This is a genomic window from Neorhizobium sp. S3-V5DH (genome assembly GCF_004343065.1).
GTDB lineage: Bacteria > Pseudomonadota > Alphaproteobacteria > Rhizobiales > Rhizobiaceae > Neorhizobium > Neorhizobium huautlense.
In genome coordinates, this window is the sequence record NZ_SMCL01000036.1 from 1 (window position 1) to 12,815 (window position 12,815).

11 protein-coding genes and 2 pseudogenes are annotated in these 12,815 nt (G+C 59.7%); 8 read left to right on the forward strand and 5 right to left on the reverse strand.

Annotated features, from left to right (window positions below; translation table 11 throughout):
* Both EDE09_RS27050 and ugpC read right to left on the reverse strand, forming a co-directional pair.
* A pseudogene (locus EDE09_RS27050) lies at positions 1 to 337 on the reverse strand (type IV secretory system conjugative DNA transfer family protein); the annotation flags it as partial.
* A 45-nt stretch (positions 338 to 382) separates the two neighbouring features.
* Complete coding sequence (ugpC, locus tag EDE09_RS27055; RefSeq protein WP_132413454.1) at positions 383 to 1,465, reverse strand: sn-glycerol-3-phosphate ABC transporter ATP-binding protein UgpC; 1,083 nt, start codon at positions 1,463 to 1,465, stop codon at positions 383 to 385.
* 100 nt (positions 1,466 to 1,565) lie between these two features.
* Here ugpC and EDE09_RS27060 point away from each other — a divergent pair, with 100 nt between their 5' ends.
* The 7 genes from EDE09_RS27060 (at position 1,566) to EDE09_RS27090 (ending at position 8,240) form a co-directional block, all read left to right on the forward strand.
* Positions 1,566 to 2,243 (forward strand): GntR family transcriptional regulator, encoded by a 678-nt coding sequence (locus EDE09_RS27060; protein ID WP_132413456.1) that lies wholly within the window; start codon positions 1,566 to 1,568, stop codon positions 2,241 to 2,243.
* The gene (locus tag EDE09_RS27065) at positions 2,240 to 3,223 is read left to right on the forward strand and encodes an alpha/beta hydrolase (protein ID WP_132413458.1); all 984 of its coding nucleotides are present in this window, start codon (positions 2,240 to 2,242) and stop codon (positions 3,221 to 3,223) included. Before EDE09_RS27060 ends, EDE09_RS27065 begins: the two co-directional genes overlap by 4 nt.
* Before the next feature lie 24 nt (positions 3,224 to 3,247).
* The gene (locus tag EDE09_RS27070) at positions 3,248 to 4,447 is read left to right on the forward strand and encodes a sugar ABC transporter substrate-binding protein (protein ID WP_132413460.1); all 1,200 of its coding nucleotides are present in this window, start codon (positions 3,248 to 3,250) and stop codon (positions 4,445 to 4,447) included.
* Positions 4,448 to 4,518: 71 nt separating this feature from the next.
* Entirely contained in the window at positions 4,519 to 5,442 is a 924-nt protein-coding gene (locus tag EDE09_RS27075) for a sugar ABC transporter permease (RefSeq protein WP_105370763.1), read from the forward strand.
* Positions 5,439 to 6,272 (forward strand): carbohydrate ABC transporter permease, encoded by an 834-nt coding sequence (locus EDE09_RS27080; protein WP_132413462.1) that lies wholly within the window; start codon positions 5,439 to 5,441, stop codon positions 6,270 to 6,272. Before EDE09_RS27075 ends, EDE09_RS27080 begins: the two co-directional genes overlap by 4 nt.
* A gap of 94 nt (positions 6,273 to 6,366) precedes the next feature.
* Entirely contained in the window at positions 6,367 to 7,248 is an 882-nt protein-coding gene (locus tag EDE09_RS27085; RefSeq protein ID WP_105370761.1) for a sugar phosphate isomerase/epimerase family protein, read from the forward strand.
* On the forward strand, positions 7,245 to 8,240 hold the full coding sequence (locus EDE09_RS27090) for a Gfo/Idh/MocA family oxidoreductase (protein WP_132413464.1): 996 nt from the start codon (positions 7,245 to 7,247) through the stop codon (positions 8,238 to 8,240). Before EDE09_RS27085 ends, EDE09_RS27090 begins: the two co-directional genes overlap by 4 nt.
* Before the next feature lie 256 nt (positions 8,241 to 8,496).
* Here the strand turns inward: EDE09_RS27090 and EDE09_RS27095 are convergent, their stop codons facing one another.
* Entirely contained in the window at positions 8,497 to 9,252 is a 756-nt protein-coding gene (locus EDE09_RS27095) for an AraC family transcriptional regulator (protein ID WP_132413466.1), read from the reverse strand.
* An 89-nt stretch (positions 9,253 to 9,341) separates the two neighbouring features.
* Here EDE09_RS27095 and EDE09_RS27100 point away from each other — a divergent pair, with 89 nt between their 5' ends.
* Positions 9,342 to 9,878 (forward strand): peroxiredoxin-like family protein, encoded by a 537-nt coding sequence (locus EDE09_RS27100; protein ID WP_132413468.1) that lies wholly within the window; start codon positions 9,342 to 9,344, stop codon positions 9,876 to 9,878.
* Between the two features lie 65 nt (positions 9,879 to 9,943).
* Here the strand turns inward: EDE09_RS27100 and EDE09_RS27105 are convergent.
* Positions 9,944 to 10,499, reverse strand: a pseudogene (locus EDE09_RS27105) (DNA-3-methyladenine glycosylase I).
* A 690-nt stretch (positions 10,500 to 11,189) separates the two neighbouring features.
* Complete coding sequence (locus EDE09_RS27115) at positions 11,190 to 12,161, reverse strand: 2-dehydropantoate 2-reductase N-terminal domain-containing protein (protein WP_111791488.1); 972 nt, start codon at positions 12,159 to 12,161, stop codon at positions 11,190 to 11,192.
* Positions 12,162 to 12,815: the final 654 nt, after the last annotated feature.

Below are 12,815 nucleotides of genomic sequence, written 5' to 3' on the forward strand. Positions count from 1 at the left end.
TCTGGGTGATCAGCAGGCGAAGCCATCTGGAATAGGTGGAAAGACGATCCGGTGGCAGGACGAGGAAGACGGTGGTCTTGCGGCTCTTGAGATCGCAGAACCGAAAGTCCGAATGGCTCAAGACCGAGATCATTCGAGGACTGTCGAGGAAGTGGGTATGGCGTTGTGCCGCCGACAGAACACCTGCTGCCTCGCGATCAGACTTGCCGAGATGACGGTTGGCGGCACGTGCAATCAGTCCGCCGGCCTCGGTACTCTCCTGCATGCTCGTCAACAGCGCTGCAAACGCATCCGGTGGCAGCGTCAGATAGTGCCGCAAGGTGCCAAGATGCCGGCGGCCCAATTCCTCGTAACGCGCCTACCCAAGACCTGATATCCAAGGTCACGACTGGACGAACAAGCGCTTACCACTCAAAGCGTCGAAGAGGTGTATTTTAAACGGGTTTCCGCGCACATAGAAGATATCGCCAACATTGACATCAGCGTCACGAGAGAACTCGACCGACAGCATTTTCGAATGACCCACCTCGATATAACCGTAGGTCTGGCTCCCTAACCGCTCCGCCACCATCAGTTCGCCGCTAAACCATGCTTCTTCGGCTGGACACTGCAGGAGATCCTCGGGTCGAATACCCAGCACGACCTCCTTCGGCATCGCGCTTGTCGGCGCCGATCCTTCCAGCTTCACAGTCCTGCCAAGCACCTTAAGCGTGTCGCTTTCCTTCAGGACGCTTGCCGGCACGGTGTTCATCGTCGGACTGCCGATGAACCGGGCCACGAAGAGGCTCGCTGGCCTGTGATAGAGTTCGAGAGGCTTGCCGATCTGTTCAATCACGCCGCCATTCATGACAACGATTCGGTCCGCCAGCGTCATCGCTTCCACCTGGTCGTGCGTCACGTAGACCGTGGTGGCCTTCATGCGATTGTGCAGTTTAGCAATCTCAAGTCGCATCTCGACACGCAGGGCGGCGTCCAGATTGGAAAGCGGTTCGTCGAAGAGGAAGGCTACCGGCTCGCGCACGATTGCGCGCCCCATGGCGACGCGCTGGCGCTGGCCCCCAGAGAGCTGCGCCGGGCGACGATCCAGATAATCCTGTATTTTCAGGATATCGGCGGCATGACCGACCCGACTTTCGATATCGCTGTCCTTGCCGCCACGCATCTTGAGGCCGAAGGACATGTTCTCGCGCACGCTCATGTGCGGATAGAGCGCGTAGTCCTGAAAGACCATGGCGATGTTGCGTTCGGCAGGCGGAAGCAGATTGGCCACCCGGCCTTCGATGTCGAGCTCGCCGCCGGAGATCTCCTCCAGTCCCGCAATCATTCGCAATAGGGTCGATTTTCCGCAGCCGGAAGGACCCACTAGGACCAGGAATTCGCCGCTTTCAATCTCGATATCGATGTTGTGGATGACCTCCAGAGCTCCATAAGATTTCTGGATTTTCTTCAATGCAATGCCGGCCACGGGTTTCCTCCTCGATGCGATTTGAGGCTTGACGCCAAATATCGATATCGATATCGATAACGATAAGCTCATAAATACGCAACCGGCTGGATCGACCTACATGGCGTATTTTCCGTCTCGACCCACATCGCCCAAGCCTCCCAAGGCGGCTGCCGCCTTCAATGCCTTGAAGCGGGACATTATGCTCGGAACGCTGGCGCCCGGGACCGGGCTGCCCGAGCTGGAACTGGCTGCGCATTTTCAGTGCAGTCAGGGGACGGTGCGTGAGGCATTGCTCCAGCTCCAGGAGGAGGGGCTTGTTCGTCGTCAGGGACATCGAGGCACGCAGGTTTCCGAGTGCACCGAGGACGAAGCGATCGAAATGTTCCGGCTGCGCCAGCAGATCGAAGGCAACGGCATGGCGCGTGTGATGCGTGGGCCGAGTCGGACGCTGGTCAAGGAGCTCAACGGCCTCCTTGAGAAGATGCTTGCTGCGGCCGGGGCGGGTGATGAGCTGGAGCTTGCCTCTTTCGACCGCGATTTCCATCGCCGGATTTTCGAGGATGCTAGCCTGCCGGCGCTCGATCCGATCCTGCATCGCTGCCTGGTCCATAACCACCGCTTCAAGATTTCCCGCAGCCCGATGGCGCGTGATCTCGAAGCGACGGCGCTTCGCCATCGAAGCATCATCGATGCGATCGAGGGCGGCGACGTGAGGCGCGCCACCGCTGCCATGCATCATCATATCGCGACGATCGTCGACTTCGGGCCGGAAGTCTTTCCGGAGGTGATCCAGTGAGCGACGTTGTCGAATTGTCGGATGTCTTGTCGGACGAGATGGTAGCGCTCATGGAGCGGGTTCTCGCCGAGCTGGGGCCATTGCCGGATCCGACGACGCTGCCGCCTGCGGAAGGCCGGGCGCAATCGCTTGCCGCCAATGTCCGCTGCAACGTCAACCTGCCGCCGATGGATAGCGTGACGGAGCTTATGGTTGCGGAGGACCTCAGCCTCGGTTCGGCACGCTGTCGGCTGAAAGTGCTGGTGCCCCTTGGGGCCGGGGCTGGCGCCATTCTCTTTGTTCATGGCGGCGGTTTTGCTTTCTGTTCGCCGGAAACCCATGAGCGGTGTGCTCGGGTTCTGGCGCTCGAAAGTGGCCTGCCGGTGGTTTTGCCGGATTATCGGCTGGCCCCGGAAAGCCCGTATCCAGGCCCCCAGAAGGACGTCGTCGCAGCCCTGCGTAACCTCTTTGAGGTGACAGCCGCTGCCGGGGTTCGCCGCGGTCCATTGCTGATTTCGGGCGACTCCGCGGGTGCTAATCTTGCTCTTGCAGCGATGCTGCACGAACAGGCTGAAGGCTGCGCATTGCCGGATGCGGCGCTGCTCTTCTACGGCTGCTACGCACGGAGCTTCACGACGCCGTCCTATGTCCGCTTCTCCGAAGGTCCGGCACTGACGCGCGGAAAGATGCAGCGCTACTGGTCGTTCTATGCCGGCGAGCGTGTGGTCGAGGAGGATCCGCTTGCCTGCCCTCTCGTGGCTTCCGATGCGGCTTTGGCCGCGCTGCCGCCGCTCTATCTGATGGCGGCGGCCGTGGATCCGCTGCTCTCCGACACCTTGATCCTGGGCCAGCGTCTCAAGGCCATTGGTCGTGATGACGAGCTGCACATCGTGCCGGGCGTCATCCACGGCTTTCTGCAGAACACCAACGAACTTTCGGCAGCAAGGGAGGCTCTGGCGGCCGCAGGCAATGCAGTAAGGCGACTGACACGACGTCCATGACATAAACGAAAAGAGGAGGAGACTATGAAATTTCTGAGGACACTCGCGCTCGGCGCCGCTCTTGCGGCTTCGGCCGCTTTCGGCCAGGCAAAGGCGGAAACCGTCCGCTTCTGGTACCATTTCGACAATCCGGCGAACCCGATGTCGGACCTGGTCAAGAAATTCGAGGCGGCCAATCCCGGCATCAAGGTCGAAGCCGAGAACGTGCCGTGGAACAGCTATTACGACAATCTCTACACTGCGCTGGTCGGCGGCAATGCGCCCGACGCGGCGATGGTCAAGCTTTTCGCCCAGCCGAGGCTCGCCGAAATGGGCGCACTGGAGCCGATCGGCAAGCAGATCGACAGCTGGAAAGGCAAGGCCGACCTGCTGGACAACCTGCTCGAGCTGAACAAGGGGCCGGACGGCAAGCAATATTATCTGCCGATCCAATACGTCGTCCTTTATCTATATTACCGCACCGATCTCCTCCAGGCAGCCGGCCTGCAGCCGCCGAAGACCTGCGAGGAATTCCGCAATGCGGCCATCAAGCTCACCAATGCGCCGCAGACCTATGGTTTCGGCCTGCGCGGCGGCAAGGGCGGCTGGGACCAGTGGGGTGTCTTCGTTCTCTCTCAAGGCGCCGAGCTGAAGCAGGGCGGTCTGACCAAGCCGGAGGCCATCGCGGCCAACCAGTGGATGATCGATCTCTTCCAGAAGGACAAGGTCATTCCGCCATCGGCGCCGAATGATGGCTTCCAGGAAATCGTCGCGGCCTTCAAGTCCGGCAAGACGGCGATGACCATCCACCATATCGGTTCGTCCAAGGATCTGGTCGCCGCGCTTGGCGACAAGGTCTCCGCCGTGCCGGTTCCTAAATGCGGCAATGGCCAGTGGACGTCCTATGGGGACGAGTCTCTCGCGATCTTCTCTTCATCCTCTGTGAAGGACGCGGCCTGGAAATGGATTTCTTTCCTCGCCGAAGGCCAGAACAACGTCGCCTTCAACAGCGCGACGGGTCAGCTGACGGTCACGAAGAGCGGCTCTGCCGACTGGAAGCTGCATGAGCGCCGTTTTGTCGAGGCAACCGTTCAGTCCTTGCCGTTCGCCAAGGTGCTGCCGCAGACCTCGGCGGTCTCGGAATTCGTCAACACGGCTTGGCAGACGAACATGCAGCAGGCGCTGACGGGCCAGATCACGGCGAAGAAGATGATGGAACAGCTGCAGACGTTGTTCGCTGAGTAAAGTCGCTCCGGTCCCGGCACCGACGTGTCGGGACCTCCTTCTCCGCCTTGCTTCCCACAGGCAGGATAAGCATGTCCCTATCGATTTCTTCTCCCGTGCAACGCCGCGCCACATCGATCTGGCGTTCCGAGCGGCTGTTGCCCTACCTGCTGCTTACTCCCGCCGTCGTGGTCACCGTCGTCATCGTCTTCATGCCGATGCTGCAGGCGGTCTATACCAGCTTCTACGATCTCATCCTGTTCCGGCCGAGTGCCAGCAGGTTCGTCGGTTTCGGAAACTATGTGAAGCTGTTCAACGATCCGGTTTTCTGGACAGCGCTCTGGAACACGATCATCTGGATCGGGCTGACCGTGCCGCTGCAGATGGGACTGGGACTCGTCGCGGCCCTGTTTCTCAACCGCGAATTTCCCTGGCGCGGCCTTGCGCGCGCCCTGATCATCATTCCATGGGCATTGCCGAGTGTCGTGATCGCGCTGATGTGGCGCTGGATCTACGATCCGAATACCGGTGTCTTGAACGACATCCTCATCTATCTTTCGATCGTCCAGTCGGCGGTGCCGTGGCTGGCCGATCCGAATGTGGCGATCTATGCGATCATCGCGACGCTGACCTGGCAGGGATTTCCCTTCTTTGCCGTGATGATTCTTGCCGGCCTGCAGGGCATCCCACGCAGCCAGTACGAGGCAGCCTCGATCGACGGCGCATCGACCTGGCGGCAGTTCGTGCACATCACGCTGCCGGGCATCGCGCCGGTACTGGCGACGGCCGGGCTGCTCAGGGTGATTTGGGTTGCCAATTCCATGGACGTCATTTTCGTCATGACCGGCGGCGGTCCCGGCTACGCAACGCATACGCTGCCGCTCTATGCCTTCGTCAAGGCTCGCCAGAATCTCGATTTCGGATACGGCACGTCGATCGCCGTGACCTTCACCATTTTTCTGGGTGCGTTCGTGGCTCTCTATATCGCCCGCACCATGCGCGAGGTGGAACGATGAGACAGCAGGGCACGCTGCACCGGATACTCACCACGGACTTGCCGGTTCTTGCGATCGTCTTCTTCGCCATGGCGCCGTTTGCTTGGATGATCCTGACGTCGCTGACACCGACCGCTGCGCTTTCTGCCACGGGGGTATCGCTTTCACCTCGAGGCTGGAGCCTCGACAACTATGTAAGGTTGGTTGAGCAGACGTCTTTCCTCAAGAACATGCTCGACAGCCTGATCATCGCGGGCGGAACGGTGGTCGTCGGCCTGATTGTTTCGGTCACGGCAGGCTATGCCTTCTCGCGCTTCCGTTTTGCGGGCCGCAAGTTGCTGATGCTGCAGTTCCTGCTGATCAACATGTTCCCGATCGTGCTGCTCATCCTGCCTCTCTTCGTGCTGATGCGCCGGTTCAACATCCTCGACACCCATCTCGGCCTCATCCTCGCCAACGCGACGGTGGCGATCCCGTTCGCGGTGTGGATGCTGACGAGCTATATCGGTGCCATCCCGAAAAGCCTCGACGAAGCGGCGATGACGGACGGGTGCTCGCGGCTGACGGCGCTGCGCAAGATCGTCCTGCCGTTGACCATGCCGGGTATCATCTCCACAGGCATCTACATCTTCATCACCGCCTGGAACGAATATCTCTACGCGCTGACGCTCGGCGGGCGCAACGTGCGGCCGGTCACGGTCGCGATCCAGACGCTGATCGGCGAATACCAGATCGAATGGGGCCTGTTGGCGGCCGGGGCCGTTGTCGGCGCCATGCCGGCCACCATCCTGTTCCTTCTCGTTCAGCGCCGCCTCATCGGGGGGCTGACGCAGGGCGCGGTGAAAGGATGACGGTAAGCAACGATCGGCGTAGCCGGTGAGACGGTCCCGTAGGTTGGGAGCGCTCGAAAATCGGACTGTTGAATGCGGTAAAAAGGAAATGACAATGAACCCCATCGGGTTGATTTCCATGCAATATGCAAGGCCTTTTACAGCCGAGCATTTTCCGCTGTTTGCAAAGATGCGTGAGCACGGTTTTGACTTCGTGGAGCTTCTGGTTCCGGAAGCCGGCGAACTCGACATCAGGGAAACGAAGAAAGCGCTCGACGATGCCGGTCTCGGCGTCGTGCTCGCAGCCCGTGTCAACCTGCAGCGCAATCTCGCGTCGGCGGACGTCGACGCCCATCGCGCTGGTGTCGAATACCTGAAATATGCGGCCGATTGCGCGGCCGGCCTTGGTTCGGAGATTGTCGGTGGGCCGCTGACAGGCAATCCTCTCGTGTTTGCCGGTCGTGCCCCGCAGCCGGTGGACGAGCCCGAACGGCTTGCCCGCAAGGAGCGTTGCGTCAAAGGCCTGAAGGAAGCCGGAGACCACGCTGCCAAAACGGGTGTTTTGCTCGCCGTCGAGCCGCTCAATCGCTTCGAAAGCGACGTTCTCTGCACCACGCAACAGGCGATGGAACTGCTGGATGCCGTCGATCACCCAGCCGTCAAGCTGATGCTCGACACCTTCCACATGCACATGGAGGAAAGCTCGATCGCCGAGGCCATCCGGCTTGCCGGTGGCCGGCTGGTACATTTCCAGGCCAATGAAAACCACCGCGGTTTCCCAGGCACGGGTTCTACCGATTGGGTCGACGTCTGCCGGGCGCTCCACGAGATCGGTTACAAGGGGCCGGTTTCGCTGGAACCGTTCCGGCGCAATGACGACCGCTTCGGTGTGCCGTTCGCACAATGGCGCCCGCCCCACGAGGACGAGAGCGATCGTCTCGCGGCTTCGAGCGCATTCATGAAATCCCATCTCCTGCTTACGGAATATCGTCGATGACCTTGAAAATCGGTTGGATCGGTTGCGGCGTCCACGCAACCCAGATGCTGCTTCCTCAACTTGTGCGCCATGACGTCGAAATCGTCGCGCTGTGCGATATCGATGGCAAACGCCTCAAGGACGCCGGCCGGCAATTCGGTGTCACCAACCTGACGACGGATGCACAGACCCTGCTTTCGACCCGCGGCATCGATGCGGTCGGGATGGCCGTCGGCCCGGATCAGCACCTCGCCTTCGGCAAGGCGGCGCTCGAACGAGGCCTTTCGGTCTTCATGGAAAAGCCGCCATCGGGTTCCGCCGCCGGGGCGCGGGAGCTTATGGCCGCTTCGGAGAAGGCGAAGAAGCCGCTGCTGCTCGGCTTCATGAAGCGCTATTCGATCGGCAACCGCATGGCGGCGAATATCGTGAAGTCCGGCCGCTTCGGGGACGTGCTGGGCCTGACCGGCTATTACATGACGGCGCCAGGGTATTTCGTTGGCAATGTCGATTACACCGGCTTTTTCCTGCATCACTGCGTTCATTATATGGACCTGGTGTCCTTTCTCGTTTCGCCGGTCCGTTCGATCTCCACGCGGAAGGTGGAGAAAGCTCCGGGCCGGCTGCTGTTCCATGTTGCTTTTGAGTTCGAATGCGGAGCGATCGGCAACATCGGCATGGGTACGATCCAGTCGCGCGGCACACCCGTAGAGCGGATCGAGCTGATGGGTGACCACCAGCGTATCGAGGTGGAAGACGTGATCGAAATCCGCTGGCATCGCAATCCGCCCTTCAAGATCGACGACCTTGGCGCCACGCTGAAGGAGGACTGCGACACGCTGACGTGGAAACCGAATTTCACCGCAGCGGCAAACGAGGATCCGAAGGGATATCATTCGCTGTTGGCCGATGTGGTTCCCGCTCTCGGTGGCGCATCGAGTCCGGCGCCAACCATCGCCGATGGCGTGGTGGCCATGGAACGTCTTGACACGCTTCGCCGCGAACTCGCCCTGTAATGCACTCCGGCCCTCTATACGGGAGCGGTCTCCCCTGAAGTCATAATAACCGGAGTGGCGGATCGGAGACTGAAGCATGGCCTGGTGATCAACGAAGAGCGTGTCGTTTGGCACTCAACCGTAAGAATGCAGCCGTTACTTTGAGAGCGGGAAAAACGCGGGGGTTACGCTGCAGGCAGACGCAACGAAACAACCTCTGCAACCGTGGTCCTCAGATGGGACGCTAAGACCAGCGGTGCCGGCACCTCAATCGTGCCTACGACCAGACTGACGGCCAGTCCCCGAATTTCCGAAAGAATGCGCGGGAGAAGGCCGCCGCGCTGCCAAAGCCGACCTGACGCGCCACTGCCTTCACCTTTGCTCCTCCGGCGAGCTTTCGGCGAGCAAGAATCAGACGCCATCCAGTCAGATAAGCCTGCGGTGTCGTGCCGACCACGTCGCGAAACAGGGCCATGAAATGGCTTCTTGACATTCCCGCCACCTTAGCAAGGTCATTGCTGTTCCAGGCTTGCGCTGGCGCATCATGCATTGCCACCAACGCCCGGTGTAGCGCGGGATGGGACAAACCCGCCAGCAAACCCGGTCCAGTCGCCCCGCGGTCGATCGCTGACCTCAGGATAAGCAGGACGATGACTTCGCAAAGCCGGTTAAGGGCGGCGCTGCGTCCGCAGCGCGATTCCAGCGCTTCCGCCATGAAGGCGGCCGTGGTGTCGCGAAGGGTAGGAATGTCATTGACGTCGACGACGACCCGGTCCGGCAAAGCGTTCATCAGCGGGTTATGCGTCCCCTCGAAATCGACCGCCGCGGTTATCAAAGCCGATGGCTCGGGAGGCGTGTCGCCCCGTGGGTGGAGGACGATCCGTTCGGCGGGGCCACCCGGTTCTCCAATTACAAACAGTCGGGCACGGCCATCGCTGATGGGTGGCGGTTCCAGCGAGGCTTCCAGCTCGAACGCATCAAAGAAGGCCGTTAGGCGATCGACTTTCGGAAGAATTTTCAGACTTTGGATCATGATTCATGGACCAATAATGATCGGGATCATGGGATGATGAGGCCGCGACGTCAACATGGCGTCGGAAGTTTCACCTAAAGGAGCTATCGATGTTGGTCCCAAGGACACTGGCCCCCAATTTGACCGTCATGACTCTTCAGCACGGAGAATTCGATCTCACGACTGAAAACCCATCGCTCATGACGCTCGTGTGCTTCTACCGCGGCCTTCACTGCCCCGTCTGCGGAAACTATCTCAAAGAGCTGGAACGGCTGACGCCAGCCTTCCAAGAGCGCGGCGTGCGCACAATTGCCATGAGTTCCGACGGGGAGGAGCGCGCCCGGCAGATGGCCGACAAGATCGGCGCCGAACACCTGCGCATCGGTTACGGCCTGTCGTTGAGCGTGGCCCGGCAATGGGGTCTTTATATATCCGCCTCGCGCGGAAAGACGTCGATCGGTATCGAGGAGCCTGAGCTTTTCTCAGAGCCGGGCGTATTCTTGATCAGGCCGGATCAAACCGTCTATTGGCTCTCGGTGCAATCCATGCCGTTTGCGCGGCCGATTTTCGCCGAGATGGTGCAGGCGTTGGACTTCGTGATCAAGAATGACTATCCGGCGAGGGGCGAATACACGGGTGCGGTTTAAGTCCGCTTGGTCGCAGTCGGGCGCCGGAAGGCTGCCCTGGCTGCTGCCGCCTTGTCTCTAATGACTCAGCTCTCCGCGTGATCGTTGATCAGGCCCATCGCCTGCATGAAAGCATAGACGGTGGTGGGGCCGACGAAGGACCAACCGCGCCTCTTGAGATCTTTCGACATGGCGACGGACGCGGCCGACACCGACGCCGTCTGTGGAGGGGAAAGCTGGGACGCATTCGGCTCGAAGCGCCAGACATAGGCTGCCAGCGATCCTTCGTGCTTCACCAGTTCCTGGGCACCCCGCGCGTTGTTTACGACGGCCACGATCTTGCCTCCTGTGGCGCACGATGCCAGGGTCCTGCACGAGGCGTTCGATGTCGGCATTCGTAAACCGCGCGACACGGTTGAAATCGAAGCCGAGAAATGCTGCTCGAAAGTTCTCCCGCTTGGCCAGGATGGTGCGCCAGCTCAAACCGGATTGAAAACCTTCCAGGCAAAGCTTTTCGAATAGGCGGTTATCATCGTCCACGGGAAAGCCCCACTCCCTATCGTGATAGTGCTGCAATTCCGGAGCGGCGGTACACCAACGGCAGCGCGGCTGCCCGTCCGGGCCCGGGATCGTCGCGCTCATGCATCAGACCTTGAGAAAAGCCAGGCGCTCATCTGTGCGGCCGGGTGCGATTTCGAGAATGTCTGCGGTGACGACATCTTCCACAACAAAGGGGTCTTACTGAGCGTGTGTTTCCCGATCGGCGCGGGAGGTATTGTGGGCGAGAACCGGTAGCTCACCCATAGCGGCAAATACCAACGAACTGAACGATTGGATTTTGAGACGTTTGAAGGCATTTTCTGGGCGTATGACGGGACACCTGGTCTGTGCGCGCCACCCAGACTGTACAATAAACTCGCTCAGGATTATGCCCTTCAAAAGGGAGTTTCAGACGTCAGTGGAGCTGTGATCCGAGACGAAATCCAGACTGACGTGATAGGCCGCCGCGTGGCCTCGATCTTCGATCCGTTCGGCCACATTTGGGCGCTCGTGGAGCGTAAGGCCGAGGGCATGTCACTCGCAGCTTAAATCTGTCGCAAATGTCTGTCGCGAAACTTCGACTTTTGAGAGCGAGTTTCGCGACGAAAATTCCCTTTACTTTTCAGGGCTGGAGGATTTGTTTGATATGTTAGGATATTTGCGACGCATCTTGCGTTAGGAGCAGCCGGCGGAACGGGTCCGTTCGATCACATAATGAAGCCGCTCTTGCACCTTCTGTCATTGGGTGCCTTCGACCACCGGCTGCACACAGATGTTGATCAAACCGATACTCTAAGCGAGAGACAGCGCCCGCTTGACCTCGTCCAGCGGAATCGTTCCGGGCCGCAGTTTTTCTCGTACCATGCGGGCAGCGAGTTCGCAGAACCAGGTATTGGCAGGTGTGGGGACACCATGCAGCCGCCCCAGTAGAACGACTTCACCGTTGAGATAATCGGTCTCGATAGATCCCGTGGAGCGGGCAAGGCTTTGCATGGAGGAGCTCCCCGCACGGCTGAAACCTGCGATCGATGCCATCTTCATCAGCCTTCCACGGTTGGGATCGGTTTCACCGACGCTCTGCCATTGCACGCCCGAAGCGGCGAAAACCACCTCTGCCTCTTCGCGGAGAAGGTCGACGATTGGCGCGATATCGCCCTGGTCGGCGCATGCGGCCTCGACGATGTTGTGAAGGTTTAAGAGCAGCTTTCCATATTTGTTCTTCATCACGTCCGGAACCACAAAGGCTGGCAGGCCTGACGCCGTGAGCGCCTGCGCGACGGCTTCATCGACACTGTCGAAACCTTGCGGATACCGGCCAAGATAGAAATAGCCGGAGTGAGGTGATCCGAAGGCGAGGATCTCGCCGGGCGTGACATAGTCCGCCGGCAGTATGACGCTCACGCCATGTACATTGGCAAAACGCCGCAAAGCGGTGCGTTCGTTCTCGACACCGTTCTGGAAGCAGAAGATCGACTGGTCCTGAAGGCCAGCCGCCGCGAGTTGCTCGATCACTGCACCCATGTGTTGGGTCTTCGTACAGACCAGCACCACATCGTCAGGAAGAAGCGCGATCGCGCTCGGCGATTCCACGCATTCGAAGTGACAGGTCTCGGTTCCCCTGGGAGTCCGCAATGTCAGCCCCTTCGCTTTGATCGCCTTTAGCTGCTCGCCGCGCGCGATCCCGATGACCTTCTGACTGGCCGAAGCAAGCGAGACCGCAATCGTGCCGCCGATGGCACCCACACCATGAATTATGAAACGCATTTTCAAACACCTTGTGCAAGCGATCCGGACAGGCCGGTTCCATCTTGAAATTTTAAAAGACTTGGGCCGAAGACAACGAACGTCCAGATAATATTTGCGATTCCGGCCGCATTAAAGATCGACGGCGCTTCGCCAGACCAACCCTTCGATTGTTTCGCTAGCGGAGGTTATTCACGCCCAACCCAGCGTTCATAGCCGAGTTCTCCGATCCGCCATAGCACATAACCCCACACGATATTGTTCCCGGACCCGCTAAGGACGGGAATATAAGCCGTGGTCGATGACGCCAAGTCGATCGCCTGGCGACGCGGGCCTTACCGCATCTTGGCCGCAGGTTCTGCATCGCCTTTCGCTACGCATTCCCCTCTCCAGAAGACACGCCTAGCCGGCCACCTCCATCCGTTCATAAGCATCAAACGCCGCGCCGATCATTTCCCCGATCAGACTCCAATCGGTTTTGATTTGGCTCTCCTTTCATATGTGACGTAGGGCCTGGGAGACCTACGACGCCTTTGCAGAAGTACATGGTACTTGGGCGATCGCGTTTGTCGCAAATCTCCCAATTAAAGCGGCACTTGTTTTCCTGACTTTTGCAACGTCGCAGAATAGGGAGTTTTGCGGCAGCCGCAATGTCCGGTGTTGGCGGATACCGTT